26 protein-coding genes are annotated in these 24,910 nt (G+C 70.0%); 16 read left to right on the top strand and 10 right to left on the bottom strand.

Annotation, left to right across the window (positions count from 1 at the left end; genetic code table 11):
• The first annotated feature begins 6 nt into the window (after positions 1–6).
• Together QRY02_RS37910 and QRY02_RS37915 are read left to right on the top strand one after the other, a co-directional pair.
• The gene (locus QRY02_RS37910) at positions 7–657 is read left to right on the top strand and encodes an SDR family oxidoreductase (protein WP_285987568.1); all 651 of its coding nucleotides are present in this window, start codon (positions 7–9) and stop codon (positions 655–657) included.
• Positions 654–1,601: a ribose-phosphate diphosphokinase gene (locus tag QRY02_RS37915; RefSeq protein ID WP_285987569.1), complete on the top strand. Its 948-nt coding sequence runs from the start codon at positions 654–656 to the stop codon at positions 1,599–1,601. Before QRY02_RS37910 ends, QRY02_RS37915 begins: the two co-directional genes overlap by 4 nt.
• Here the strand turns inward: QRY02_RS37915 and QRY02_RS37920 are convergent.
• Positions 1,598–2,893 carry a D-arabinono-1,4-lactone oxidase gene (locus QRY02_RS37920; RefSeq protein WP_285987570.1) on the bottom strand — a complete coding sequence of 432 codons (1,296 nt, stop codon included), beginning with the start codon at positions 2,891–2,893 and terminating at the stop codon, positions 1,598–1,600. The two genes, QRY02_RS37915 and QRY02_RS37920, sit on opposite strands and share 4 nt — an antisense overlap.
• A gap of 86 nt (positions 2,894–2,979) precedes the next feature.
• Between QRY02_RS37920 and QRY02_RS37925 the strand changes: the two genes are divergently transcribed.
• A complete protein-coding gene (locus tag QRY02_RS37925) occupies positions 2,980–4,164 on the top strand; it encodes an amino acid deaminase/aldolase (protein ID WP_285987571.1) in 1,185 nt (394 codons plus the stop codon).
• Between the two features lie 150 nt (positions 4,165–4,314).
• Here QRY02_RS37925 and QRY02_RS37930 read toward each other — a convergent pair whose 3' ends face one another.
• Positions 4,315–4,962: a TetR/AcrR family transcriptional regulator gene (locus tag QRY02_RS37930; protein ID WP_285987572.1), complete on the bottom strand. Its 648-nt coding sequence runs from the start codon at positions 4,960–4,962 to the stop codon at positions 4,315–4,317.
• Positions 4,963–5,092: 130 nt separating this feature from the next.
• On the opposite strand from QRY02_RS37930, the gene QRY02_RS37935 reads away from it, so the two are divergent.
• Together QRY02_RS37935 and QRY02_RS37940 are read left to right on the top strand one after the other, a co-directional pair.
• Entirely contained in the window at positions 5,093–6,409 is a 1,317-nt protein-coding gene (locus QRY02_RS37935; protein WP_285987573.1) for a GH1 family beta-glucosidase, read from the top strand.
• Entirely contained in the window at positions 6,402–7,670 is a 1,269-nt protein-coding gene (locus QRY02_RS37940; RefSeq protein ID WP_285987574.1) for an MFS transporter, read from the top strand. Before QRY02_RS37935 ends, QRY02_RS37940 begins: the two co-directional genes overlap by 8 nt.
• Positions 7,671–8,053: 383 nt before the next feature.
• On the opposite strand, the gene QRY02_RS37945 is transcribed toward QRY02_RS37940, so the two are convergent.
• Positions 8,054–8,467 carry a hypothetical protein gene (locus tag QRY02_RS37945; RefSeq protein WP_285987575.1) on the bottom strand — a complete coding sequence of 138 codons (414 nt, stop codon included), beginning with the start codon at positions 8,465–8,467 and terminating at the stop codon, positions 8,054–8,056.
• 12 nt (positions 8,468–8,479) lie between these two features.
• The gene (locus tag QRY02_RS37950) at positions 8,480–8,818 is read right to left on the bottom strand and encodes a hypothetical protein (protein ID WP_285987576.1); all 339 of its coding nucleotides are present in this window, start codon (positions 8,816–8,818) and stop codon (positions 8,480–8,482) included.
• A 319-nt stretch (positions 8,819–9,137) separates the two neighbouring features.
• On the opposite strand from QRY02_RS37950, the gene QRY02_RS37955 reads away from it, so the two are divergent.
• Positions 9,138–10,523: a helix-turn-helix transcriptional regulator gene (locus tag QRY02_RS37955; RefSeq protein ID WP_285987577.1), complete on the top strand. Its 1,386-nt coding sequence runs from the start codon at positions 9,138–9,140 to the stop codon at positions 10,521–10,523.
• A 22-nt stretch (positions 10,524–10,545) separates the two neighbouring features.
• Positions 10,546–11,433 carry a phosphotransferase family protein gene (locus QRY02_RS37960; RefSeq protein WP_285994034.1) on the top strand — a complete coding sequence of 296 codons (888 nt, stop codon included), beginning with the start codon at positions 10,546–10,548 and terminating at the stop codon, positions 11,431–11,433.
• A gap of 211 nt (positions 11,434–11,644) precedes the next feature.
• On the opposite strand, the gene QRY02_RS37965 is transcribed toward QRY02_RS37960, so the two are convergent.
• The 4 genes from QRY02_RS37965 to QRY02_RS37980 all read right to left on the bottom strand — a co-directional run bounded on the left by QRY02_RS37965 (position 11,645) and on the right by QRY02_RS37980 (position 14,688).
• Positions 11,645–12,673 carry a CopD family protein gene (locus QRY02_RS37965; RefSeq protein ID WP_285987578.1) on the bottom strand — a complete coding sequence of 343 codons (1,029 nt, stop codon included), beginning with the start codon at positions 12,671–12,673 and terminating at the stop codon, positions 11,645–11,647.
• Between the two features lie 5 nt (positions 12,674–12,678).
• Positions 12,679–13,245 carry a copper resistance CopC family protein gene (locus tag QRY02_RS37970; RefSeq protein ID WP_285994035.1) on the bottom strand — a complete coding sequence of 189 codons (567 nt, stop codon included), beginning with the start codon at positions 13,243–13,245 and terminating at the stop codon, positions 12,679–12,681.
• Between the two features lie 102 nt (positions 13,246–13,347).
• On the bottom strand, positions 13,348–14,112 hold the full coding sequence (locus QRY02_RS37975) for a YcnI family copper-binding membrane protein (RefSeq protein ID WP_285987579.1): 765 nt from the start codon (positions 14,110–14,112) through the stop codon (positions 13,348–13,350).
• Positions 14,113–14,187: 75 nt separating this feature from the next.
• On the bottom strand, positions 14,188–14,688 hold the full coding sequence (locus QRY02_RS37980; protein ID WP_285994036.1) for a hypothetical protein: 501 nt from the start codon (positions 14,686–14,688) through the stop codon (positions 14,188–14,190).
• Positions 14,689–14,980: 292 nt separating this feature from the next.
• Here QRY02_RS37980 and QRY02_RS37985 point away from each other — a divergent pair, with 292 nt between their 5' ends.
• Genes QRY02_RS37985 through QRY02_RS38000 form a run of 4 tightly spaced genes read left to right on the top strand, consistent with a single transcriptional unit; the run spans position 14,981 to position 18,519 of the window.
• Positions 14,981–15,628 (top strand): ABC transporter permease, encoded by a 648-nt coding sequence (locus tag QRY02_RS37985; protein WP_285987580.1) that lies wholly within the window; start codon positions 14,981–14,983, stop codon positions 15,626–15,628.
• Positions 15,621–16,787, top strand: coding sequence for an ABC transporter ATP-binding protein (locus tag QRY02_RS37990; protein ID WP_285987581.1), 1,167 nt, complete (start codon positions 15,621–15,623; stop codon positions 16,785–16,787). Before QRY02_RS37985 ends, QRY02_RS37990 begins: the two co-directional genes overlap by 8 nt.
• A complete protein-coding gene (locus QRY02_RS37995; RefSeq protein ID WP_285987582.1) occupies positions 16,784–17,563 on the top strand; it encodes an ABC transporter permease in 780 nt (259 codons plus the stop codon). The genes QRY02_RS37990 and QRY02_RS37995 overlap by 4 nt, the downstream gene beginning before the upstream one ends.
• Positions 17,560–18,519: a glycine betaine ABC transporter substrate-binding protein gene (locus QRY02_RS38000; RefSeq protein ID WP_285987583.1), complete on the top strand. Its 960-nt coding sequence runs from the start codon at positions 17,560–17,562 to the stop codon at positions 18,517–18,519. The genes QRY02_RS37995 and QRY02_RS38000 overlap by 4 nt, the downstream gene beginning before the upstream one ends.
• A gap of 42 nt (positions 18,520–18,561) precedes the next feature.
• On the opposite strand, the gene QRY02_RS38005 is transcribed toward QRY02_RS38000, so the two are convergent.
• Positions 18,562–19,023: a DUF6474 family protein gene (locus tag QRY02_RS38005; RefSeq protein WP_285987584.1), complete on the bottom strand. Its 462-nt coding sequence runs from the start codon at positions 19,021–19,023 to the stop codon at positions 18,562–18,564.
• 90 nt (positions 19,024–19,113) lie between these two features.
• On the opposite strand from QRY02_RS38005, the gene QRY02_RS38010 reads away from it, so the two are divergent.
• From QRY02_RS38010 to QRY02_RS38020, 3 genes are all read left to right on the top strand, one after another.
• Positions 19,114–20,754: a TM0106 family RecB-like putative nuclease gene (locus QRY02_RS38010; RefSeq protein ID WP_285987585.1), complete on the top strand. Its 1,641-nt coding sequence runs from the start codon at positions 19,114–19,116 to the stop codon at positions 20,752–20,754.
• 81 nt (positions 20,755–20,835) lie between these two features.
• On the top strand, positions 20,836–21,465 hold the full coding sequence (locus tag QRY02_RS38015; RefSeq protein ID WP_285987586.1) for a PadR family transcriptional regulator: 630 nt from the start codon (positions 20,836–20,838) through the stop codon (positions 21,463–21,465).
• 6 nt (positions 21,466–21,471) lie between these two features.
• Complete coding sequence (locus QRY02_RS38020; protein ID WP_285987587.1) at positions 21,472–22,125, top strand: class I SAM-dependent methyltransferase; 654 nt, start codon at positions 21,472–21,474, stop codon at positions 22,123–22,125.
• 44 nt (positions 22,126–22,169) lie between these two features.
• Here QRY02_RS38020 and QRY02_RS38025 read toward each other — a convergent pair whose 3' ends face one another.
• Positions 22,170–22,928: an SDR family NAD(P)-dependent oxidoreductase gene (locus tag QRY02_RS38025; RefSeq protein ID WP_285987588.1), complete on the bottom strand. Its 759-nt coding sequence runs from the start codon at positions 22,926–22,928 to the stop codon at positions 22,170–22,172.
• A 141-nt stretch (positions 22,929–23,069) separates the two neighbouring features.
• Here QRY02_RS38025 and QRY02_RS38030 point away from each other — a divergent pair, with 141 nt between their 5' ends.
• Positions 23,070–24,374 carry a UDP-glucose dehydrogenase family protein gene (locus QRY02_RS38030; RefSeq protein WP_285987589.1) on the top strand — a complete coding sequence of 435 codons (1,305 nt, stop codon included), beginning with the start codon at positions 23,070–23,072 and terminating at the stop codon, positions 24,372–24,374.
• A gap of 123 nt (positions 24,375–24,497) precedes the next feature.
• Positions 24,498–24,890, top strand: coding sequence for a VOC family protein (locus QRY02_RS38035; RefSeq protein ID WP_285987590.1), 393 nt, complete (start codon positions 24,498–24,500; stop codon positions 24,888–24,890).
• Positions 24,891–24,910: the final 20 nt, after the last annotated feature.

Genomic DNA, 24,910 nt, shown 5'->3' on the forward strand with positions numbered 1-24,910 from the left:
CGGCTCATGCGAGTCGTCATTGCAGGTGGACACGGTCAGATCGCGCTGCGGCTCGAGCGGCTGCTCGCCGCGCGCGGTGACGAAGCGATCGGCATCATCCGAAACCCGGCCCACGCGGCGGACCTCGAAGCGGCCGGCGCCCAGCCCGTCGTGCTCGACCTGGAGAACTCCGATGTGGACGCCGTCGCCGAGGTGCTGAAGGGCGCCGACGCGGCGGTCTTCTCGGCCGGCGCCGGGCCGGGCAGCGGCACCGCCCGCAAGGACACTGTGGACCGTGGCGCCGCGGCGCTGTTCGCCGAAGCGGCCGAGCGGGCCGGGGTTCGCCGGCACGTTCAGGTGGGCTCGATCGGGGCCGACAACCCGGAGAACCCCGACGTCACCGAGGAATTCCGGCACTACCTGCGCGCCAAGCGCGCGGCGGAGGACGACCTCAAGGCCCGCGACCTCGACTGGACCATCCTCCGGCCGGGCCAGCTCACCGACGACCCCGGCACCGGCCGGGTCCTGCTCGCTGAGAAGACCGACCGCGGCCCGATCCCGCGCGACGACGTCGCCGCGGTGCTCGCCGGCCTGCTCGAGGCGCCCGCCGCGGTGCGCCGCACCCTGACGCTGATCTCGGGCGAGACCGCCATCGACGAGGCGATCTCCGCACTGTGAACGAGGCATCGAGAGAGATCGCCGTCTTCAGCGGCAGCGCGCACCCCGAGCTGGCCGAAGAGATCTGCAGCAACCTCGGCGTGCCGCTGCGGCCGGTCGAGATCCAGCGGTTCGCCAACGACTGCCTCGAGGTGCAGCTGCAGGCGAACTGCCGCGAGCGGGACGTCTTCATCATCCAGCCGCTGGTCAAGCCGGTGCAGGAGCACCTGGTCGAGCTGCTGCTGATGCTCGACGCGGCTCGCGGCGCCTCGGCGTCCCGCATCACCGCCGTGATGCCGCACTACTCCTACGCGCGCTCGGACAAAAAGGACGCGCCGCGCATCTCCATCGGCGGTCGCCTGGTCGCCGACCTGCTGGTGACCGCCGGCGCGAGCCGCGTGCTCGCCATGACCCTGCACTCGCCGCAGGTCCACGGCTTCTTCAGCGTCCCGGTGGATCACCTGCACGCGCTGCAGGAGCTGGCCAAGCACTTCCGCCAGTACGACCTTTCGCGCGCCACGGTCGTCTCGCCCGACCTGGGCAACGCGAAGGAGGCGTCGCACTTCGCGCGGCTCCTCGGCGTCCAGGTCGCGGCGGGGGCGAAGGAACGCTTTCCCGATGACCGCGTCCAGATCACTTCGGTGATCGGCGAGGTCACCGGCCGGGACGTGATCGTGCTCGACGACGAGATCGCCAAGGGCAGCACGGTGCTCGAACTGCTGGACCGGCTGGCCGAGCTGGAGCCGCGCTCGATCCGGGTCGCCTGCACCCACGGGCTGTTCGCGGCGAAGGCCATCGAGCGCATCGGCAGCCGGCCGGAAGTGCTGGAGATCGTCTGCACGAACACGGTCCCGGTGCCGGAGGAGGAACGCACCGAGAAGCTGAAGATCCTGTCGATCGCGCCGGCGATGGCCGAGGCGATCCGCCGGATCCACAACGGCGAATCGGTGTCCGCGCTCTTCTAAGCCGGGCCCAGCACCCGGTCCAGGTAGGTGTTGCTGAAGACGCCGCTCGGGTCGGTTTCCTTGCGCACGCGCAGGAAGTCGTCGAAGTGCGGGTAGCGCGAGCGGAGGACGCCGGCGTCGAGGTCGTGCATCTTGCCCCAGTGCGGGCGGCCGCCGACCGCGCCGGCGATCTTCTCGAACGCGCTGAAGTACTCGCGGTAGGGCATGCCGATGAACTGGTGGATGGCGATGTAGGCGGAGTCGCGGCCGTGCGCGGTCGACAGCCAGATGTCGTCGGCGGCGGCGACCCGCACCTCGACCGGGAACATCACCGGGTCCTTCAGCGTCGGCACCACGGCGCGTAGTTCGGCGAGCACGTCCAGCACTGATTCACGTGGAACAGCGTATTCCGTTTCGGTGAAACGGACGTTGCGCGCGGTGACGAAGACGCGGTGCGAGAGGTCGCTGTACTCGCGCGCGCTCAGGACGTTGGAGGCGAAGCTGCCGAGCGACGGCACGAGCTTCGGCATCAGCCGCCCGGCCCGGCAGAGCCCGCCGAAGGCGACGTTCTCCATGATCCGGTAGTCGACGAACTCGCGGACCTTGCTGAGCGGCTGCGGCGTCTCGGTCCGGTTGTTGCGCTTGACCAGGGCGTTCTTGCCGTAGGGGAACCAGTAGAACTCGAAGTGCTCGTTTTCGTCGGCGAAGTCGTGGAAGCCCTCGAGGACCTGCTCCAGCGGCTCCGGCCGTTCCTGCGCGCGCAGGACGAACGACGGTTCGCACCCGAGCGTCACCGTGGTGATCACGCCGAGCGCGCCGAGCCCGACGCGGGCGGCGGCGAAGAGGTCGGGCTTTTCGGTGGCCGAGCAGGTGACGACGGAGCCGTCCGCGAGGACGAGTCCGAGCGCGACGACCTGCGTGGCGAGGCCGCCGATCTTCGCACCGGTGCCGTGGGTGCCGGTGGAAATCGCGCCGGCGATGGTCTGCGCGTCGATGTCACCGAGGTTGGTCATGGCCAGCCCGAGCGCGTCCAGGGCGGCGTTGAGTTCCCGGAGCGTGGTGCCGGAGCGGACGGTGACGTGCCCGGTCGCCAGGTCCACCCGTTCGATGCCGGTCCAGTGGCGCAGGTCGAGTGCGTCGGAGTCGGCGGCGGCGATGGCGGTGAAGGAGTGCCCGCTGCCCCAGGGGCGCACGGTGCGGCCGGCCGCGGCGATGCTCTCGACCGCCGCCGCGATCTCCGCCGTGTCGCGCGGCTGGTGAACGTGTTGCGGCGAGGCGGACGCCGTGCCCGCCCAGTTGGTCCACCGGGTCATGCGCGTGCACCCTTCATCCATGAGTGCCCGAAACAGTAAGTGAATAGTATTCGCGTTTCAAGCCTTCGTGTCGTACTTTAGACCTCGTGACCAGTGCGACGGTGTACGACTTGGCGACCAAGGACCTCGATCCGCCCTTGGCCGTGGTCGACTTGGCGGCGTTCGACGCGAACGCGGCCGATCTGCGCCGCCGCGCGGCCGGCAAGCCGATCCGCGTCGTCAGCAAGTCGGTCCGCTGCCGCGCGCTGCTGGAGCGGGCGCTGACGATGCCGGGCTTCGAGGGCCTGATGTGCTATTCGCTCGCGGAAGCGGTCTGGCACATCGAGCAGGGCACGACCGATGACATCGTCGTCGCTTACCCGACGGCGGACCACGAAGCCCTGCGCCGCCTGGCCACGTCCGAGCGCGCCCGCGCGGCGATCGCGATCATGGTGGATTCCCCCGAGCACCTCGACCTGGTGGACGCGGCCCTCGGCCACGGCCACCCGGAGATCCGGGTGTGCCTGGAGCTGGACGCGTCCTGGCGCCCCTTCCCGGGCATCCACGTCGGAACGCGGCGTTCGCCGGTGTTCACCGCGAAGCAGGCCTCGACGTTCGCCCGCCAGATCGTCGCCCGCCCGGGCTTCCGTCTGGTGGGTGTGATGGCGTACGAAGGCCAGATCGCGGGTCTCGGCGACGCGGCCGGCCCCCGCCTGAACCGGGCACTGGTGGGCTGGATGCAACGCCGATCGGCGGCCGAGCTGGCCCGCCGCCGCGGCGAAGCGGTCCGAGCGGTCCAGGCGGTGACGCCCCTGGAGTTCGTCAACGGAGGCGGAACGGGCAGCCTCGAGTCAACGGGCGCCGACGCGGTGGTCACGGAAATAGCGGCGGGCTCGGGCTTGATCGGCCCCACGCTCTTCGACGGGTACACGCGCTTCAAGCCCCGCCCGGCGGCGCTGTTCGCGCTGCCGGTGGTCCGCCGCCCGACCCGCAACATCGCGACCCTCTTCTCGGGTGGGTATATCGCCTCAGGCCCGACGGGTCCGTCTCGCCAGCCGAAGCCGTACCTGCCGAAGGGCTTGAAGTTCCTCGGCTTCGAGGGAGCGGGCGAGGTCCAGACACCGGTGACGGGCCGAGCCGCCCGAACCCTGAAGCTCGGAGACCGGGTGTGGCTGCGCCACGCCAAGGCGGGCGAGCTGGCGGAGCGGTTCACCCACTACCACCTGGTGCTCGGCGACCGAGTGGAGCGAACGGTCCCGACCTACCGGGGCGAGCACCAGAACTTCGGCTGACCAGCCTGTGGGGCCATCCCGCCCTCAGAAACTCCCCCACCCGGCCGGAGGGCCTGCCCAAGTCCAGTCTATCGGCCCCCACCGACAACCCACCCGGAACCGCCACGTTGTCCACAGCTGTGCATACCTGTGGACAACTTCTGTGGACAGCTAAGACCGCTCCCCGAACCGAGCCGCCAGGTACCCCTTCACCACGTACTTCGCCTCGGCCACGATCTTCTCGTCGCCGCTGGGCTCCTTCCGGAACGCCAGCTTCAGCAGCGCATCCGCCACCTCGTTCGCGATCCCGATCGCGAACCGCAGATCCTCCACCGGCCGATCCACCTGGGTCGCCACCACCTCGGTCAGCGAATCCACGAGCACCGCGTTGTTGTCGCGCGTCTCGTCCAGCAGCTGACGGTCGATGATGTCGCCGAAGTGAACCTTCGAAAACCCGGGTACCGTCCGGTGCATCTCCAGGTAGATGTCGAGGATCGAGTCCACGACGTCCCACCAGTGCTCCGGCCCCAGCTGCTTCAGCCGCTCGTTCACCGCGCCCACGAAGCGATCCAGATTCCGGGCGGTGAGCGCTTGGACGACCGCGCGTTTGTCCGGGAAGAACTGGTACAGCGAACCGACGGCGACGCCGGCCCGCTTGGCGATCAACGTCGTCGTCAGCGCGTCGTAACCGAGCTCGTCGATCAACGCCGCGCTCGCGTCGAGCATCTGCTCGACGCGCTTGGCGCTTCGCTGCTGAACCGGCTGACGGCGTAAGGGGGTGGCTTCTGCCGGCACCTTCGCGGCCTGGATGTCGGACACGGCGCTCCTCCTCGTCTGATCTGGGACTTTATCGTGCCGACGGGCTTCCCCACGGACGAGTGAAGACCTAGTATATGAGAACTTTTCATGTTCACCCTTATGGGTGCCCTGACGAAGGGGTCAGCAGCCGGTGCAGAACCCGATCTTCCCGCCCGACTTCCTCTGGGGTGTTTCGACATCGGCGTTCCAGATCGAAGGTGCCACCAGCGAAGGTGGGCGTGGACCGTCCATCTGGGACACATTCTCCGCGACCGAGGGCAAGATCGCCCGCGGTGAACAAGCCAACGTAGCCGCCGACCACTACCACCGCTACCCCGAAGACATCGCGCTGATGGCGGAACTCGGCGTCGGCGCCTACCGGATGTCCATCGCCTGGCCCCGCATCCAGCCCGACGGCAAGGGCGCGCCCAACCCCGAAGGCCTCGGCTTCTACGACAAGCTCATCGACGCCGTCTGCGAAGCGGGCATCGCTCCCGCCGTCACGCTCTACCACTGGGACACCCCCCAAGCCATCGAAGACGACGGCGGCTGGCTCTCCCGGGCGACCGCTGAGCGCTTCGCCGAGTACGCCCAGATCATCGGAGATCGTTTCGCCGATCGGGTGAAACTGTGGATTCCGCTCAACGAGCCGATGGTCATGTCCATCTTCGGTTACGGCATCGGGGAGTACGCACCCGGCAAGGTGCTGCTGCTCGACGCCATTCCCACCGCGCACCACCAGAACCTCGCGCACGGCCTCGCCGTCCAGGCCCTCCGCGCGGCCGGCGCCACGAACATCGGCACGGCCAACAACCACTCGCCCATCTGGCCCGCGGACGACGACGCAGAGGACGCGGCGGAATACCTCGACGCGCTGCTCAACCGGCTCTACGCCGACCCCATGCTGCTCGGCAGCTACCCCGAGCAGCTCCACCAGCACCTCCCCACCGGCTTCGCCGACGACCTGGCCACCATCGCGCAGCCGCTCGACTTCTACGGCGTCAACTACTACGAGCCGCAGGGGGTCGCGATGCCCGGGCCGGGCAACCCGCTGCCCTTCGAGCTGCGCGACATCGAGGGCTACCCGATGACGACCAACGACTCGCCGATCGTCCCGCACGCCCTGCGCGAGCTGCTGCTCGGCTTCCACCACCGCTACCAGGACAAGCTGCCGCCGATCCAGATCACCGAAAACGGCTGCAGCTTCGCCGACGAAGTCGCCGAAGACGGCGGTGTCCACGACCCCGAACGCATCGACTTCCTGCACAGTCACCTCGTCGCGCTGCGCGAGGCGATGGACGCCGGCGTCGACGTCCGTGGTTACTTCTGCTGGTCCCTGATGGACAATTTCGAGTGGTCCAAGGGTTACGCGCCGCGCTTCGGCCTGGTGCACGTCGACTACGAGACCCTGCGGCGGACGCCGAAGGACTCGTTCCACTGGTACCGGAAGCTGGTGCGGAATGAGTGAAACGACCGAAACCACCATCGGCGTCCCGGAAGCGCTCGCCGAGCCCACCGCGCGGGTGCGGCCCGGCTGGATGAGCCTGCTGTTCTTCGCGAACATCGCGCTCTGGCTGGGCGTCTACGCACCGATCCAGGTGCTGCTGCCGCAGCAGGCCGAGCTGCTCGACAAGGTGAACAAGGAGTTCGTGCTCGGCCTGGTGATGGGCGTCGGCGCGGTCGTGGCGCTGGTCGTCAACCCGGCGGTCGGGCTGCTGTCGGATCGGACGTGCTCGCGGTTCGGCCGTCGCCACCCGTGGACGGTGGCCGGCGCCGCGGTCGCCGCCGTCGGGCTGCTGGTGCTGGCGTTCGCGCCGAACGTGGCGCTGCTGATCACCGGCTGGTGCCTCGTCCAGGCCGGGCTCAACGGCATGCTCGCGACGCTGATGTCCGCCATCGCCGACCGGGTCCCGGTCGGGCAGCGTGCGCAGGTCGGCGGGCTCGTCGGCATCGCGCAGATGCTCGGCACCGTGCTCGGTGCGATCGTGGTCGTGCTCGTGGCCGGATTCGCCGGATTGGCGCCGGCCTACGCGGTCTGCGCCGGGATCGTCGTGGCCGGAGCAGCGTTCTTCGTCCTGCGCACGCCGGACGCGCATCTGCCGGTGGAGTTCCGGCCGTCGGCCAAAGCCGGTGAGGTGCTTCGCAACCTGTGGGTTTCGCCGCGGCGGTTCCCGGACTTCGCGTGGGCCTGGTCGTGCCACTTCATGATCAACCTCGGCAACGCGTTCGGGACGCTGTACCTGCTGTTCTTCCTTCAGGACGCGGTGCACTACCCCGATCCGGCCACCGGGCTGATCATCATGATGGCGCTCTACGGCGTCGCGCTCGTGATCGGCGCGCTGCTCGCGGGTCACTTCTCCGACAAGTCCGGACGGCGCAAGCCGTACGTCCTGGTGGCCTCCGGGGTGATGGCGCTGGCCGCTTTGCTGCTGGTCGTCTGGCAGAGCTGGCCGGTCGCGCTCGTGGCGTCCCCGCTGCTCGGTGTCGGGTTCGGGGCGTACATGGCGGTGGCGCTGGCGATGCTGACGCAGGTGCTCCCGACGGCGCAGGACCGCGCGAAGGACCTCGGCGTCATCAATATCGCGAACTCGCTGCCGCAGGTGCTGGCCCCGCTGGTGACGCCGCTGGTGCTCGCCTACCTCGGCGGCTACTCGGGACTCTTCGCGGCTTCGGCGGTCGCGACACTCCTGGCTGCGGTGCTCGTACTGCGAGTGAAGGCGGTCCGCTAAGCGCAAACGCCGTGAAGGCCACGCTCAGAGGTTCTGGGCGTGGCCTTCACGGCGTTGTGGGTATGGAACCGCGGGCCGGTGCCGGTCGGGGGAGGGGAGTGCAACGGCACCGGCCCGCGGAATTCGGGGGGCCGCTCGGAGGCGGGTAACGGCAGGACCAGACCCATGGTCCAACGCCGTCTTCGATGATCAATCTAGCGGGGGATTACCGCCTGGGCTAGGCCTAACGCGGATTTTTTTCGATTAATCGCGGTGGGGACCGGGTGGTGGCCGAGGACCGGTTCGCGCTGCTCGGGGGTGCGGGCGAAACAGTCCTCGGCCGAGGCGAGTGCCGACGCGGGTCCGATGGGGCGATCGGCCGGCCGCGGCTCGCCGTCAGGGGGTCAGGCGGTGACCGCTCGGCGCGGGTTCACCAGCGCGTGGCGACCGGTGGTCTCGGCCGGGGTGGGCGGGGCGGGGTGCGCCGGGACCGGGCTCTTGCGGCGGCCCTGGAGGCGGCTGTCGGCCGACTGCTGCTGCGGGGCCAGTCCGCCGGCCACCAGGTGTTCGTGGGCGACCTGCCAGACCGAGCACGGCGCCTTGCAGCGGTGCCACCGGGTCGAACAGGTGGGGCAGTCGCCGCGCTCGTCGGGCTCGTGCATCTTCAGCATCGCGCGCCACGCCTCGGTCAACCGGGGCAGTTCGGAGCGCGCGACCGAGACGAGCGATTGGGCGTCGGCGCGGTTCGCCAGGTCGGTCAGCATGTCGAGGCGCTCCCAGACCGCATTGCGGAGGACCTGCCCGAGTACCTGATCCATGTCAGCTCACCGTTACCTTTCCGCCATCTTGGCGGCTTCGTTGAGCGCGGCGCGCAGCTGTCCGAGCTGGCCGGACGTCAACCGCGCGGTCTCACCGGGAGGCGAGACCAGTACCACCTGGTTGTCTTCGACGAACACCGTGACCGCCCGCTCGCGGCTGATGAGGTCGCCGCACTGCACGCGCCACACGAGCTGACCGCCCTCGTAATGACGGACGCTCGCGGTGCGGGGATCCACGGCGGCGGCCGGGGTGACGGGGCGGACGGCGGAGACGGGAGGGACCGTTGCCGGCCGCACGGCGCGGATGGCCGTGCCGGCATGTCCCCCTGCGAACGAGTCCACGAACTCCACGCCCTTCTCCGCTCTGTCGAAAGTCTCCGAAGATGCCTTCTGCAACATCGCACCTTGCACAACGCTGCGGTTTTCGTAGCTCTCCGTGATCGCTACCGGTGTGCGGCCGGTGACGGAGATCTGACAACTACAGTGAGGTGAAACCGAGTGCGATAGAAGGTGGAATCGGCGTCACAGCGGTGACTGGACTCGGTTCCACGGTAAGCGGTCAGCGGACTTCGCCCGGACCGATCAGGGCACCAGTTCGGCTGTTCACACGGTTCACCAGGTTTGCCTACGCTGTTTCACAGACGCCCGACCGGACAGTGGAGGGGGCGCGATGGACGCCAGTAACGGTGGCAGTGCCGAAGCCCGGCAGAGCCACGCGGTTCCCGCTGACGCGTGGGAGCAGCCGGAGATGAGAACGGCTCTCGCGTCTCGCGAGATCAGCGCCGTGTACCGGCTCCTGCGCAAGCACGGTGTCTCGCAGCGCCAGATCGCCGCGATGACCGGCCAATCCCAGTCCGAGGTGTCGGAGATCCTCAAGGGTCGCCAGGTCATGGCCTACGACGTGCTCACGCGGATCGCCGATGGCCTGGGCGTCCCCCGTGGGTACATGGGCCTCGCCTACGACGAGGCCACGGCGATACGCGTCGTCGGCTCCGCCGACGGCCAGCAGGCTGAGGAGGACGAGTCCGTGAAGCGACGGAGGTTCCTCGCGCACGCTGCCCAGGTCACGATGGGCGCAGCGGTGTTCGGCCCGGAGTCGGGCACCTGGTCGGCCGGACCGGCCAGGACGCCGGCGCCCGGGCGCATCGGCATGACCGACGTCCGCCAGGTCGAAGCCGCGACACGGGCGCTCCGGGCGCTCGACTACCAGTACGGCGGCGGGTTCTGCCGCGACGCGGTCGTGGCCCAGCTGTCCTGGGGCCAGCAGATGCTCGAGGCGCACGGCACCGACCTGGTGAAGAACCGCCTGTACGTGGCGCTCGCCGACCTCCACTCGCTGGCCGGCTGGACCTCCTTCGACACCGGCCTGATGGACTCCGCCCGCGGTCACTTCGCGAACGCGCTGGACCTGGCCAAGCAGGGCGAGAACCACCCGCTGGTGGCCAACGTGCTCTACCGGATGGGCCGCGTCTACCTGCACCAGGACGCCCCGAACGACGCGCTGAAGCTGTTCCAGCTGGGCCAGATCGCCGCCCAGGAAAGCGGTTCCGAGCTGGCCGTCTCCGTGCTGTGCGCGAACGAGGCCTGGGCCTACGCGATGATGGGCAACGAAGAGCAGGCGGTGAAGCTGCTCGGCCGGAGCAAGGACGAGTTCGAGCGCGCCAACCTGGCCGAAGCCGAGTCGTGGGTCAAGTTCTTCAACGAGACCGACGTCTACGCCATGGTCGGTACCGTCCACACGGTCCTCGCGCAGAAGAACGCCGAGCACACCAAGTACGCGATCCCGGCGCTGACCAAGGCCGTCGAGACCTACGACGACGAAATGGCCCGCTCCAAGACGTTCATGCTGAGCGCGCTGGCCACCAACCACCTGCTGGACGGCGACCTCGACCACGGCGCCAAGGTCGGCGGCAAGGCCATCGACTGCGCCGAGGGCATCAAGTCCGAGCGGGTCAAGGACCGGATGCGGCCCCTGCAGGAAGAAGCCGAGCGCCGCCGCAACAACGCCGACGCGCGTGACCTCGCCGATCGTCTCCACGCTTTCTACGCCGCGTAGTCCCGAAGGCGCCGGCGCGGTTTTGGACGGCCGGTTCACCTCCGGGAAACTGCGCGGCGTACTGGCCGAGACGTGCGCGCTGCTGGGGCTCGACCCGGCGGGCGCGCGGCTGCTGCGGTTCACCAACAACGCGGTGTATGCGCTGGTCACCGCGCCGTTCGTGATCCGGATCGTCGGCTCGACGCAGCTGCGGCACCGGGTCGGCACGGTCGTGCGCGTGGCCCGGCACTTCGAACGCCACGGCGTCCCCGCCATCCGGCTGCTCGGCGACGTCGAGCAGCCGCTGGAAGTCGGGGGACACCTGGTGACCGTGTGGCACCAGGTGCCGAGCATCGGCCGTCCGGCGACGTCGGTCGACCTGGCCCGGCTGCTGCGCCAGGTCCACGCACTGCCCCCGCCGCCCGGCCTCGCCGAGTGGGCGCCGTTCGCCGCGGTGCGGGCCCGGGTGTCCGACGCCGAAGAGATCAGCGACGCCGACCGGGAGTTCCTGCTCGACCGCTGCGCCGAGCTCGAAGCCGAGCTCGCCGAACTGGAGTTTCCGCTGTCCAGGGGCCTGGTCCACGGCGACGCGTACCCCGGCAACGTCATCCCCGGTCCGGACGGTCCGGTGCTCTGCGACTTCGATTCCTCGTGCGTCGGGCCGCCGGAATGGGACCTGACGCCGCTGGCGGTCGGCCGCGAGCGGTTCGGCGACCCGCCGGTGGGCTACCGGACGTTCGCCGCGGCGTACGGCTTCGACGTGACGTCCTGGCCCGGCTTCGCCGTTCTCCGGGGCATCCGCGAGCTGAAGCTGACGACCAGCGTGCTGCCGATCCTGCGCAGCCGGCCGCAGGTCCGGCCGGAGCTGTACCGCCGCTTGGACGACTTCCGGAACGCGCGGACGGACACGCGGTGGACGCGTTACCGATGATCCTCATCTGTCACTTGGTGTGATCGACACCACAATCTGCACGTGCATTCGACGACGGCAAATGACCGTTCGTCGCATCCGAAAGGCCGCCCGCTCTGGGTAGAAAGTTCTGCCCGACCAGTCACCCCCAATGGGTCACCGGTCATTCCAATGCGCAAGTTGCAGCTACTCGCGGTGACTGCGCACCGCCTCCTACCTGGGACGACGACCGTCAGGAGGCGACGACCGGCGCTCGCGTCAGCACGACAGCGAACCCGAAGGCGAGTCCCATCACGGTCAGCTCGACCGTCGCCCACGCGGCGAGCGCCGTCCGGTCGTGGCGGACGATCCGCGGCAGCAGGCGCCAGCGGACGTTGGCCCCGAGCACCGCGATGACGCCGGTGCACGCGAGCTTGAGGATGAGCAGCTGCCCGTACGGCGTCGTGAAGATCGCCGCCCAGAACCCGATGGTCGGGTTGAGCGAGATCTCCACCAGGCCGTTGAACAGCCCGGTGGTGGCGGAGATGACCAGGCAGAGCGTCGCGAGCTTCGAGAACCGGGGCAGCGCGTGCGCCAGCAGCGTCCGGTTCGCCACCAGGAGCACGGTCATCGCGCCGAGGCCGCCGGTCCAGGCGACGGCGCTCATCACGTGCAGCTCCATCGAGATCATCGTGTAGTCGTGGTAGTTCCAGTTCGACGCGTGCCCGGTGACCGGCAGCGGCAGCAGCGCGAACAGGCCGAGCCCGACGCGGACCTCGGCGGGCACCTTCTCGCCGAAGCGCAGCGCCAGCGCGCCGATCCCGGCGTGGACGAGCGCGAGCACGGCGACGATGACGAGCGCCTTGCCGGCGCCGACGTCGGAGATGTACTGGCCGATGTCGGACGGCGAGAGCGTCGAGGAGCCCGGCTTGTACTCCGCGGTCTGCAGGATCAGAGCGACGACCGCGGCCGTGGCCCAGACGAGCGCGGCCGCGACGCCGGCCGGGCGGGCCAGCCGCATGACCGGCTCGGTCAGCTTCGGCCGGTCGTAGCCGACGAGCACGGACAGCAGCGCGAGCCCGATCGTGGTGACCGCGGCGAGGTCGAGCAGGACCCGGACGACCGGGATGCCGGCCGAGACCACCGCGCCGGGCTGCACCACGCCGGGGACCGGGGTGGTGGCGGTGAGCGCGACGCCGATGAGGGCGCCCAGCAGGCCCGCGGTCACGATGCAGAGCAGCGTCGAGTAGCGGACCTTGGTGGTGGTCTCGGCTTGGGGCATCTGAGTTACTGCTTCTTCTCTGCTGTGTTTTCTTGACTGACGTTGCCGCCCGAGCGCAGCGCCACGGTCAGCCCGATCGCCAGCAGCACGACCGCGCCGGCGATCCAGACCCAGATCGGCACCCCGGTCGACGACGACTGCGGCGCCGCCGACGAGGAGCCGCCCGGCGACCTCGCCGCGTCGACGGTCGCCGGCGTGCCGGTGCCCGCGGTGGTCAGGGTGAAGGAGAGCTCACCGGTCACCGGGTGGCCGTCCGCGGACAGCACCCGGTAGCCGACGGTGTACTTCCCGGCCGGTCCGAGCGGCCGCAGGGGCGCGCTGATGACGTTGTTCACCACGCCGATCGGCCCCTCGGCCCACTGGCCGCCGCCGGGTCCGGTCACCGCGATCTGGTTGACGTCCGCGCCCTGCACGTACTGGTCGAAGGTCAGGCTGATCTTCGGCGGCCCGGCGGCGACGGACGAGCCGTTCGCCGGGTCCGAGGAGATCAGCACGTTGTGCGCCAGCGCCGGGGTGGCCGTGCCGAGCACGGCCACCGCGGTCAACGCCAGCGCGACGAGCGCCTTACCAATCCGGCCGAAAGCAGGCGGACACGGTCCGCAGCCGATCCGCGCCAGGCGAGGGTTTCCGCCGTGACTGCCGGTCGGATTGGTAACGATAGGCACACCGCGCATCTAGCTGTTGCCTCCCGACTTGACCGTGGCCTTGCGGGCCCGGATGGTCGCACCGGCCCCGACGCCGAGGCCGATGGCGCCGACGAGCAGGCCGGCCCCGCCGAGCCAGCGCGCCGTGTTGTCCGACGTCGCTGCCGCGGCTTGAGTCTGCTCCCCGGTGGTGGCCGCCGTGTTCGCGCCCATCGCGGCGTGCTCGTCACCCTCGGCCGCCTTCGCGGCCAGCTTCACAGCCGGCGCCGGGTGCTCCGGCTCCTCGCCACTCGCCGGGGTCGGCTGGTTCCAGTCGACGACCTTGCCGTCGCTGTAGGACTGGTGCGCCGGGAACTCCACCTGGTCCACGTTGGTCGGCAGCGGGCCGAAGGAGACCGAGAACTCCTGGTAGTCGGTGGCCTTGAGCTCGCTGCCCGGCTGCGCGGTCCAGGTGACCGCGGTGACGGCTTCGGTGATCTGGGTGCCGTTGTCCTTGGTGATCGGCGTGGGCAGCTTCGACTTCGTCACTTCGGCGGTCCAGCCGGGGAGCGGCTTGGTCCGCACCGAACCGATGCCGTAGTCCGCCTTGAAGTCGACGGTGACCTTCGTGGTGGTGACGGGGTCCTTCTCCTCGCTCGGCACGCGGAAGACGATCGCCGCGTAGCCACCCTTCGTGGGCTGCGGGCCGTAGACGTTCGCGGTGACGTGCGCGGACGCAACGCCGGTGCCGAGGAGACCGGCGACACCGACGGTGGCGGCGAGGAAACCGGCGCGCTTGAAGACGTGCTGGGACATGGGTTCACTCCTGATGAACTCAAGAAGGGGACGGCTCGGTTCGGGGACCGGCCGTTTTCGGGGACGAGCTGGGTTTCAGGAGTGCCCGGGCGGGCCGCGCCGCCCGCGGATCCGGCGCAGGTCGACGCCGACGAGGTGGTCCGGACCGGCCGTGCGGGCCGGGACGAGCGCGGGTGCCGCGGACGGCACCGGCAGCGGCGTGAGCAGCCGCGGCAGGATCGCCCGCAGCACGGCCAGCACGGTGAGGAGCATCGTGTCGGCGCGGGCGAGCAGCAGCGCGGTGAGGACGGTCGCGATCGTGTGCGCGGCGGTCATGCCGAGCCCGGTGGGGCCGGGCACCGCGTCCATGTCGTGCGCGTGGTGGCCGGCGAGCGTGGTGAGCAACAGGTGCATCACCAGCTGGGCGGCCCCTAGCAGGGCGACGGTGGCGACCGGTCCGCGCGCCTTGCGGGTGAGCGCGGCCGCGGTCCAGCCGAACAGGCCGGTGAGCAGGACGGTCATCGCCGGATCCGGCAGCCCGCCATCGGCGAGCCGGTGCGCGGTGACGGAAAGTGCGCCGGCACTCACGCCGAGCAACGCTCCGCGGGTAGCACCGAGCACGGCGGGACGCCGTGCCGGATCGCTCATGAAGAGCAGCCTAAGGGACCTGCTTTGCCGTGAGCGTGTGATCCCGTGAAGTGAGCACACACCGAGTTCACGTCCCCGGCGGAGCTCCGGTTCAGGTGATTTGTTGCCGATCTCCGGCCGGTAGGCCACGGTGGGCCGAAGACGGGGGTTTGGGCCGGCAGTGCCGTGGGTACTGAGCCGTCGGTCAGGAACTAGCCCGTTCGGGTGAAGGCCGGCGCGAAGGGCGGGAGAACGAACACGGATGAACCTCTTCGACTACATCTCCGACCGGGCGAGCAAGCTGTGGCTTGAGGCCTATCTGCACACGAGCATGGTGGTGCAGTGCACCATCCTCGCCGCGGTCCTCGGCGTGCTGATCGGGGTGGCGGTCTACCGCAGCCCGATCGGTTCGGCGGTGGCCACGGCGCTGGCGAGCACGATCCTGACGGTCCCCTCGTTCGCCCTCCTGGGCCTGCTGATCCCGCTTTCCGGGCTCGGTCCGACGACGGCCGTGATCGCACTGGTGCTCTACGGTCTGCTGCCGATCGTCCGGAACACCATCGTCGGGCTCGACGGCGTCGACCCGGCGGTCACCGACGCCGCCCGCGGCATCGGGATGAGCCGCTTCGGCGTGCTCACCCGGGTCGAGCTGCGGCTGGCCTGGCCGGCGATCCTCACCGGCATGCGGGTGGCGACGCAGATGCTGATGGGCATCGCCGTGATCGCCGCCTACGCGAAGGGCCCCGGCTTCGGCGCCGAGGTCTTCTCCGGGCTGACGAACGCGGGGAGCACGAACTCCCTGAACCAAGCCGTCACCGGCACGGTCGGGGTTGTGATCCTCGCCCTGCTCCTCGACGGCGTCTACGTCCTGATCAAGCGCTTCACCATCTCTAGGGGTGTCCGTGGCTGAGAACGAGGAAGTCTCCGGCGTCGAGATCGAGCTGGAGCACGTGACCAAGCGGTACCCCGGCACGCGCGAGCCGGCCGTCGACGACTTCTCGATGGTCGTGCCCGCCGGCAAGATCGTCGTCTTCGTCGGCCCGTCCGGCTGCGGCAAGACGACCACGATGCGGATGATCAACCGGCTGATCGAGCCGACGTCCGGCAGGATCACCATCGGCGGCGACGACGCGCTGAAGCTCGACGTCGACACCCTGCGCCGCCGGATCGGCTACGCCATCCAGCAGGCCGGGCTGTTCCCGCACTTCACCGTCGCGCAGAACATCGGCGTGGTGCCGGGCCTGCTCGGCTGGGACAAGAAGAAGGTCAGCGACCGGGTCGAGGAGATGATGGACCTGGTCGGGCTGGACCCGGCTGACTTCCGCGACCGCTTCCCGCGCCAGCTGTCGGGCGGTCAGCAGCAGCGCGTGGGCGTGGCGCGGGCGCTCGCCGCCGACCCGCCGGTGCTGCTGATGGACGAGCCGTTCGGCGCGGTCGACCCGATCACCCGCGGCAACCTGCAGGACGAGCTGCTGCGGCTGCAGAGCGAACTGCAGAAGACCATCGTGTTCGTCACGCACGACTTCGACGAAGCCGTGAAGCTGGGCGACAAGATCGCGGTGCTCGGCAACCGGTCGTCGATCCTGCAGTACGACACGCCCGAAGCGATCCTGGCGAACCCGGCGGACGACACGGTCGCGGGCTTCGTGGGCGCGGGCGCGTCGCTGAAGCAGCTGACGCTGCTGCGCGTCCGGGACGTCGAACTCCAGCAGGACGCGCTCACCGTGACCGTCGACGAGTCGCCCGCCTCGGTGCGCGAGAAGCTCGACAAGTCGCGCCGGCACTTCGCGCTCGTGCTGGACGCACGCCGCCGTCCGACGCGGTGGGTGCACGCGCGCGAGCTCACCACGGCGACGTCGCTGGCCAACCTCGGCAAGCCGCTGCGCGACCTCGTCAGCCTGCAGTCGACCCTGCAGGACGCGCTCGAGGCGATGCTCGCCGAGGGCGGGTCAGTGCCGGTCACCGGCGCGCGCGGCGAGTACGCGGGCACCATCCAGCTGGACACCGTGATCGCGACGATCCAGCAACTGCGCGAGGAGCACACGAACGACGAAGAGGTGCCGGCATGACGGCTGTCGTCGACACCGGCTTCAGCACCGAGTCCGGCTCGAAACGCGCGGAACGCGTCCGGCTGTTCGCCCAGCCGATCGTGGTGCTGGTGATCGTCGCGGTGACGCTGGTCGCGGTGTTCTCCAGCGGCCTGAACGCGACCGAGAAGGAGACGCTCAACGCGCCCACCTTGTTCACGGCGCTGTGGGACCACCTGCTGATGACGCTCGTGGTGACCGCCATCGTCGTACTGGTCGCCGTCCCGCTCGGGGTGATCGTGACGAGGCCGTGGGCGCGCTTCCTGGCCCCGGTCTTCCTGGCGATCGCGAACATCGGCCAGGCCGCGCCCGCGCTGGGCGTGCTGGTGCTGTGGTTCATCGTCACCGGCGCGACCGGCGGGATCTGGGTGGCGGCGCTGCCGCTGGCGTTCTACTCGCTGCTGCCGGTGCTGCGAAACACGATGGTCGGCATCCAGCAGGTCGACCCGGCGCTGATCGATGCGGGCCGCGGCATCGGGATGTCGGCGACGGCGGTGCTCTGGCGGGTCGAGCTCCCGCTGGCCGTCCCCCTGATCCTGGCCGGCCTGCGCACCTCGCTGGTCCTGGCGGTCGGCACGGCGACGTTCGGCATGTTCGTCAACGCCGGCGGCTTCGGGCTGCTCATCGACACCGGCTACAAGCTGAACCTGACCCCGGTGCTGGTGACCGGCTCGGTGCTGGCCGTCGCGCTGGCGCTGCTGGTGGACTGGGTGGGCGCGGTCGCCGAACAGTTCTTCGGACCGAAGGGGCTGCGATGAAACTCCGGAGGCTGTTCGCCGTGGCCCTGCTGGGGGTGACGCTGTCGTCCTGCGGGCTGACGGTCAACCAGGGGGTCCCGTACGACATCAAGCCGGGCTCGATCCAGCCGATCCCGGCGCTGCAGGGGGTGAAGGTGACGGTGGGGTCGAAGGACTTCACCGAGAACATCATCCTGGCGTACATGGCCGAGATGGCCCTGACGGCGGCCGGCGCCGACGTCGTCGACCTGTCCGACATCAAGGGGTCGAACTCCTCGCGCCAGGCGCTGCTGTCGGGCCAGACGGACGTCACGTGGGAGTACACGGGCACGGGCTGGATCAACTACCAGGGCAACGAGCTCCCGGTCCCGGGCGGCGAGAAGGCCCAGTACGAGGCGACGGCCAAGGCGGACGAGGAGAAGTTCGGCGTCACCTGGCTGAACTATTCGCCGCTGAACGACCAGTACGCCTTCGCGGTGACGGAGGAGTACGGCGCGAAGAACAACCTGAAGACGACGTCCGACCTGGCGGCCTTCGTCAAGCAGAAGCCGGACCAGGCGGTGTTCTGCCTGGAGACGGAGTTCACCAGCCGCCAGGACGGTTTCCCCGCGGCGGTCAAGGCCTACGGCTTCCAGAACCCGACGGTGAAGAACTTCGGCATCGGCACGATCTATTCGGCGGTGGCGAGCGGAACCTGCCCGGTGGGCGAGGTCTTCACCACGGACGGCCGCATTTCGGGGTTGAACCTGCGGGTGCTCGAGGACGACAAGAAAGCGTTCCCCCAGTACAACGCGGTGGCGACGCTGCGCACGGAGTGGCTGAAGCAGCACCCGGAGGTCCGTGGCCCGCTGGAGAAGGTGAGCGCGGCGATCACGAACGACCAGATGGTGGAGCTCTGCAAGCAGGTCGACGTCGACGGCAAGGACGTGGGCAAGGTCGCCCACGACTGGATGGTCAAGAAGGGCTTCATCCAGTGACCGGAGCGGCCCCCGGTGCGAAGGCGCCGGGGGCCGCCGCGGTCAGATCCCCAGCCGGTGCAGCAGCTGGCCTTCCAGCCGCTCCAGCTCGCCGGCCACCGCGCGGTGCACCGACTTGCGCCGCGCCGCCGGCATCCGCTCCGCCGCGCGGACCGAGGCCGACAGCTGTTCCAACGTCCCCAGCGCCCCCTGGGCGAACTCCTGGTCCGTCTTCGACGCCTTCTCCGACTTCCGCAGGTCCTGGCAGCCCTCGGCCACCCCCGCGATCCGGGCGTGCAGGGCCGCGCCGCGGCCGGTGTACTCACCCAGCCGGTCGACCGCGACTCCCAGCTTGCGCGCCTGGTAGCGGTCGTACGCCTCCCGGGCCGCGCCCGCCGCGCGCACCGCCAGCGGCGCCACCACCGGGATCACCGCCGGGCCGAGCACCTTCGCCACCGCGACCGCGTTCTTCGCCCTCTTTGGGGTGAACCTGGCTTCACCCTCGACCTTGGCCTTGCGCGCCATGGCACCTCCTGCGACGTGTCGAGGTCGAACTTACTGGTCGCCTGGGTGGCGGGCATGTCGGCTCGGCGGTGGGAATCTAGAGTGATCTCCATGAACACCGAGGTGGTACTCGACGCGGGCGCGGTCAGCCGCTGCCGTCGCCGGGTGCACCTCGAACACGACCCCGCCATGCGCGAGGTACCGCTTTCCCCGCCCGACCCCACCGCGCAGCAGCGGATCGACGACGCCACCGCGCACCGCGAGGACATCGTCACCCGGCTGATGGCCGCCAACGACGACCACTGGGTGAAGATCGGCCGCGACCTCCCCGCCCACGAGCGCGTCGAGCAGACGCTGCAGGCTTTCGCCGACGGGGCGCGGTACATCTGGGGCGCGCTGCTGCCGGTCGACGCGGCCGGGCACCGGCGTGGCGGCATCGACCTGCTCGTCCGCACCGGCCGCGGCTACGTCCCGGTGCTCGTCGTGCGCCACCGCATCACCGACCGCGGCACCGGCGCGATCGTCACCGGCATGACCGACCTCGACCCGGCCCACCGCGCGGCCGACGAGGGCCGCAAGGTCCGGTCGCAGCCGCGCGACCAGCTCCGGCTCGTGCACATCCGCCGCATGCTGCAGACGCTCGGGCAGGCCGACGAGAGCCTCGCGCTCGGCGGCGTCATCGGCCTCGACGCCGACGTCGTCGTCTGGCACGACCTCACCGCGGGCACCTGGCCGGGCGGGCGCACCGCGCTCACCGAGTACCAAGCCCGGTTCGCCGACCGCCTGGCCATCGCCACCGCGGCCGCGAACGGCGAAGAGCCCCTCGCCGAGCCGTCGCGCGTGCTGGAGTGCCGGCGCTGCCCGTGGTGGCCGACGTGCGAGGTCGTGCTCACCGAGACCCGCGACGTCAGCCTCGTCGTCCGGGGCGAGGACGCGGTCGAGCTGCGCCGCGCCGGCGTGTCCACTGTGGACCAGCTGGCCGCGCTCGACCCGGCGGGCGAGTCGCCGGCGGTGAACTGGACCGGTGTCACCTTCCCGGACGCCGTCGTGCTCGCCCGGGCCTGGCTGGCCGACCTGACGCTGGTGCGCCGCGTCGGCCGGGTCGAGGTGCCGCGCGCCGACGTCGAGGTCGACGTCGACATGGAGAGCTTCGGCGACGCCGGCGCGTACCTCTGGGGCTGCCTGCTCAGCGGCGCCGACATCGGCGTCCCGCAGGGCTACCGCGCCTTCGCGACGTGGGACCCGTTGCCGACCGACGACGAGGCCCGCTCCTTCGCCGAGTTCTGGGCCTGGCTCACCGACGTCCGCGAGCGCACCGAAGCGGCGGGCCTGACCTTCCGCGCCTACTGCTACAACGCGCTCGCCGAGAACCGCTGGCTCTTCGGTTCCGTCGAGCGCTTCGGCGACCACCCCGGTGTCCCGGCGAAGAAGGACATTCAGTCCTTTGTGGATTCCGAGCAGTGGGTGGACCTCTTCCGCAGCGTCACCGACCAGTTCCTGTGCTCCCACGGCAAGGGCCTGAAGGTGATCGCCCCGGTGGCCGGCTTCTCCTGGCGTGACCCGGAGGCGGGCGGCGAGGCGTCGATGCGCTGGTACCGCGACGCCGTGGGCATGGACGGCGAGAAGCCGGACGACGACCAGCGTGAACGGCTCCTGCGCTACAACGAGGACGACGTCCTCGCGACGCGCGCGCTGCGCGAGTGGATCGACGCCCGGGCGCAGGCCGAAGTGCCCTACATGTTCGACCTCTGAGTAATTCGTCTACTAAGACACTTGCCTGCTGACACGTCTTGCGTATACTCGTCCGCGAGTACTCGTGAACGAGGAGTCGGCATGAAGAAGCGGAAGGTCGCCAGCATGCTGGGCCTGGCCGTGCTGTCCGTCGCGCTGGAGCGCGCGATGCACCCGTACGAGATGGCGGCCGTGCTCAAGCAACGGGGCAAGGACGCCGACATGCCGATCAAGTGGGGATCGCTCTACACGGTCGTCGCGAACCTGGAAAAGCACGGCTTCCTCGAAGCTGTCGAGAGCGTCAAGGACGGCGGGCGGCCCGAGCGGACCGTCTACCGGATCACTCCGGCCGGGCGCGAGGAGTTCGAGGACTGGGTCCGCGAGCTCGTCGGCACGGTCGACCCGGAACCCCCGCGGTTCAAGGCCGGGTTGTCGATGATCGGCGTCCTGGGTCCGGACCAGGCCGTCAGCCGGCTGCGGGAGCGGCTCGCGCGCCTCGACGAGCACGCCGGGGCACAGCGAGCGGCGCTGGACCAGCTGCGGCCGCTGATGCCGCGGCTGTTCCTGGTGGAGGTCGAATACGACCTCGCGATGACGGAGGCCGAGGGGCGCTGGGTGCGCGGCTTCCTCGAAGAACTGACCACCGGCGCGCTGCCCGGCATCGAGGCGTGGCGCCGATACCACGAAACCGGCGAATTCCCGGACGACCTGGGGGAGTTCGTGGAGAGGTAGGAACCGATGGAGACGACCCGCAAGCACAAGGTGCCCGAGATGGAGGGGCTGCAGGCCCGCTGGTACGCCAAGAACCGGGGGACGGAGCCGCAGCTCGCGCGGTACCGGCGGCTCGCGGCCGAAGTGACCGCCGGGCTGGCCGACGGCGCGGAAATCCTGGAGGTGGCGCCCGGGCCCGGCTTCTTCGCCGTGGAGCTGGCGAAGCGCGGCTTCCGCGTCACCGGGCTCGACATCAGCCACACGATGGTCGAGATCGCCCGGGAGAACGCCGCGGGCCTGGAGATCGACTTCCGCCAAGGCGACATCACGCACGCGCCCTTCGCCGCGGAGTCGTTCGACTTCCTGATCTGCCAGGCCGCGTTCAAGAACTTCCGGCAGCCGGTGACGGCGTTGAACGAGATGCACCGGGTGCTGCGCCCGGGCGGGTTCGCGGTGATCCAGGACCTCAACCACGAGGCCACGAGCGCGGACATCGGCCGCGAGGTCGCCGGGATGAACGTCGGCGCGGTCAGCGGCTTCACCGTCCGGCAGACGCTGGCGTGGCTGCGGCGCCGGGCGTTCACCCGGGAGCAGTTCGAGGCGCTGGCCGCGGAAAGCGCGTTCGGTGGCTGCTCGGTGACCACCGACGGCATCGGCCTGGAAGTCCGGCTGACCCGCTGACCCGCCGGGGCGGCACTTTCCCCGGGAAAGTGCCGCCCTCGGGGTCAGCGCGGGGCCATCCGGAGCGAGCCGTCCATCCGGACGACCTCGCCGTTCAGGTAGTCGTGGTCGATGAGCGACAGCGCGAGCTGCGCGTACTCGTCCGGCCGCGCCAGCCGCTTCGGGAACGGGACGCCGGCGGCGAGCGACGCGCGGAAGTCGTCGCTGACCGTGGCGAGCATCGGGGTGTCGACGATGCCCGGCGCGATGGTCAGCACGCGGATGCCGTGCGAGGCCAGGTCACGGGCCGCGGGGAGCGTCATGCCGACGACGCCGCCCTTGGACGACGAGTAGGCGACCTGCCCGATCTGGCCGTCGAAGGCCGCGATGGAAGCGGTGTTGATGACGACGCCGCGGGCGTCGTCGGCGAGGGGCTCGGTCTTGGCGATCGCCTCGGAGGCGATGGTCAGCACGTTGAACGTGCCGACCAGGTTGATCTGGATGACCTTCGCGTACAGCGCGAGGTCGTGGCGGCCCTTCTTGGACAGGATCCGCGCGGACGGCCCGATGCCGGCGCAGTTCACCACGGTCCGCAGCGGCACGCCGGAACCCGCGGCCGTCGCGACGGCGGCCTCGACCTGCTCGACGTCGGTGACGTCGGCCTCGACGTAGGTGATGCCGTCGACCTGCTCGGCCTTCTCGATGGACGACGCCAGGTCGAGCGCGAACACCCGCGCCCCCTTGGCCGCGAGGGCCTTCGCCGTCGCCCCGCCGAGGCCGGAGGCGCCCCCGGTGACGAGCGCCGCGGTGTCGGTGATCTGCATCTTTGCGGTTCCCTTCGCTGTGGTTCGCGGACCAGGTTAACGCTCGTTCGCATCGCTGCGGTTCGTGTCTTCGCTCACCGCTCCCGGGCCCGACTGTTTCCGTTAGCGCGGTGGCCAACTCCGGCTGTCACCTTCAGCAGCATGACGCCAGCTCGGATCGTGGTGGTAGGAACCGGATACGTCGGCTTGACCACGGGGGCCTGCCTGGCCGGCCTGGGTCATTACGTCACGTGCGTGGACGTCGACCGCGCCAAGATCTCCCGCCTGGGCGCGGGCCGCGTCGACATCCTCGAACCCGGGCTCGCCGACCTGGTGCACCGCGGGATCGCGGCCGGGCGCCTGCAGTTCGTCGTCGGCGCCCGGGACGCGGTCCGCCACGCGCAGGCGGTGTTCCTCTGCGTGCCGACGCCGATGGGGGCCGGCGGCTCCGCTGACCTGCGCGCGGTCGAGGCGGTGACGGCCGAGATCGGGGACGTCCTGCCCGCCGGCTGCGCGCTGGTCACGAAGTCGACCGTGCCGGTCGGGACGTCGAAGCGGATCCAGGCGCTGGTCGGGCGCACCGACGTGCCGGTGGTGTCGAACCCCGAATTCCTCCGCGAGGGCACCGCGGTCGCGGACTTCCTAGGCCCGGACCGGATCGTCGTCGGCTCGGACGACCTCGCCGCCGCCCGCTGGGTCGGCGAGCTGTACGCCGAGCTGGACGCGCCGGTCGTCGTCGCCGACGCGGCCAGCGCCGAATTGGTGAAGTACGCCGCGAACTGTTACCTCGCGCTGAAGCTCTCCTACGTCAACTCGATCGCCGAGCTGTGCGAGCGGCTCGGCGCCGACATCGACCTCGTCACCGAGGGCATGGGGTACGACCGGCGCATCGGGCGGACGTTCCTCAAGCCCGGCCCCGGCTGGGGCGGCTCCTGCCTGCCCAAGGACACCAGTGCGCTGGTCAAGGTGGCCGAGTCGGTGAACTACGACTTCACCATGCTGACCTCCGCCATCGACGAGAACCTGGCCCAGCGCGACCGGATCGTCGCGAAGATCGCCGGGGCGGTCGGCGGGACGCTCGCCGGCGCCCGGATCGGCGTGCTGGGCCTGGCGTTCAAGGCGGGCACCAACGACCTGCGCGACTCGCCCGCGCTCGCCGTCTCGTCGGTGCTGTGCGCGCTGGGCGCCGAACTCATCGCCTACGACCCGGCCGTCGACGGCGAGATCGCCGGGATGACCGTCGTCGACGACGCCTACCAGGTCGCGAAGGACGCGGACGCCGTCGTCGTGCTGACCGAGTGGGCCGAGTTCAAGCACCTCGACTGGGCCGCGATGGCCGAGCTGATGGAGGGCATCGACGTCGTCGACACGCGCAACCTGCTCGACCCGCGGGTGATCGTGGACGCGGGGCTGTCCTGGCAGGGCGTCGGGCGGCCGCGGGCGGCGGCGCGAATCAAGGTTTCGTGAGAACCGGATCTTGGCTAGGCTGGCCGCACGGCATCGCGTGTCGGTCACCGGCTGGGTGAGGCATGGAGGTGGCGGGAGTGCCCCGGAGGCATTTCAACCGTGTCAGTATCCGTTTCCGTTGAATTGAACCATCTGATCGTCCCGTCCCGGAACAACCGGGAATCCGCCGAATTCCTGGCGAACCTGCTCGGTCTCGAAGCCGGCGAGGAATGGGGCCCGTTCATCCCGGTCGAGACGCGCAACGGCGTCCGGCTGGACTTCGCGACGATCCCCGAAGAAGACCTGCGCCTGCAGCACTACTGCTTCCTGATCCCGGAGGACGACTTCGACACCGTCTTCGCGCGGCTCGTCGAAACCGGCGTGACCTACCACGCCGACCCGATGGGAAAGCAGGTCGGCGAGATCAACAACAACCACGACGGCCGTGGCGTCTATTTCCTCGATCCCGGTGGCAACGGGATGGAAATCATCACGCAGCCGTACGAGCCGGAACGGCGTCGCCCGGCATCCTGGTGAAAGTTCCTTAGCAATGCGTA

Origin of the sequence: Amycolatopsis sp. DG1A-15b (assembly GCF_030285645.1) — a bacterium.
Classification (GTDB): domain Bacteria; phylum Actinomycetota; class Actinomycetes; order Mycobacteriales; family Pseudonocardiaceae; genus Amycolatopsis.

What these genes read in the sequence shown, in the direction of transcription:
- QRY02_RS37955 (WP_285987577.1), top strand. Translation starts at nt 9,138, where the DNA reads ATGGACGCCAGTAACGGTGGCAGTGCCGAAGCCCGGCAGAGCCACGCG.
- QRY02_RS38010 (WP_285987585.1), top strand. Translation starts at nt 19,114, where the DNA reads ATGAACACCGAGGTGGTACTCGACGCGGGCGCGGTCAGCCGCTGCCGT.
- QRY02_RS38025 (WP_285987588.1), bottom strand. Translation starts at nt 22,928, where the DNA reads ATGCAGATCACCGACACCGCGGCGCTCGTCACCGGGGGCGCCTCCGGC.
- QRY02_RS38000 (WP_285987583.1), top strand. Translation starts at nt 17,560, where the DNA reads ATGAAACTCCGGAGGCTGTTCGCCGTGGCCCTGCTGGGGGTGACGCTG.
- QRY02_RS37910 (WP_285987568.1), top strand. Translation starts at nt 7, where the DNA reads ATGCGAGTCGTCATTGCAGGTGGACACGGTCAGATCGCGCTGCGGCTC.
- QRY02_RS37975 (WP_285987579.1), bottom strand. Translation starts at nt 14,112, where the DNA reads ATGTCCCAGCACGTCTTCAAGCGCGCCGGTTTCCTCGCCGCCACCGTC.
- QRY02_RS37920 (WP_285987570.1), bottom strand. Translation starts at nt 2,893, where the DNA reads ATGACCCGGTGGACCAACTGGGCGGGCACGGCGTCCGCCTCGCCGCAA.
- QRY02_RS37945 (WP_285987575.1), bottom strand. Translation starts at nt 8,467, where the DNA reads ATGGATCAGGTACTCGGGCAGGTCCTCCGCAATGCGGTCTGGGAGCGC.
- QRY02_RS38015 (WP_285987586.1), top strand. Translation starts at nt 20,836, where the DNA reads ATGAAGAAGCGGAAGGTCGCCAGCATGCTGGGCCTGGCCGTGCTGTCC.
- QRY02_RS37985 (WP_285987580.1), top strand. Translation starts at nt 14,981, where the DNA reads ATGAACCTCTTCGACTACATCTCCGACCGGGCGAGCAAGCTGTGGCTT.
- QRY02_RS37995 (WP_285987582.1), top strand. Translation starts at nt 16,784, where the DNA reads ATGACGGCTGTCGTCGACACCGGCTTCAGCACCGAGTCCGGCTCGAAA.
- QRY02_RS37940 (WP_285987574.1), top strand. Translation starts at nt 6,402, where the DNA reads ATGAGTGAAACGACCGAAACCACCATCGGCGTCCCGGAAGCGCTCGCC.
- QRY02_RS38020 (WP_285987587.1), top strand. Translation starts at nt 21,472, where the DNA reads ATGGAGACGACCCGCAAGCACAAGGTGCCCGAGATGGAGGGGCTGCAG.
- QRY02_RS38030 (WP_285987589.1), top strand. Translation starts at nt 23,070, where the DNA reads ATGACGCCAGCTCGGATCGTGGTGGTAGGAACCGGATACGTCGGCTTG.
- QRY02_RS37965 (WP_285987578.1), bottom strand. Translation starts at nt 12,673, where the DNA reads ATGCCCCAAGCCGAGACCACCACCAAGGTCCGCTACTCGACGCTGCTC.
- QRY02_RS38005 (WP_285987584.1), bottom strand. Translation starts at nt 19,023, where the DNA reads ATGGCGCGCAAGGCCAAGGTCGAGGGTGAAGCCAGGTTCACCCCAAAG.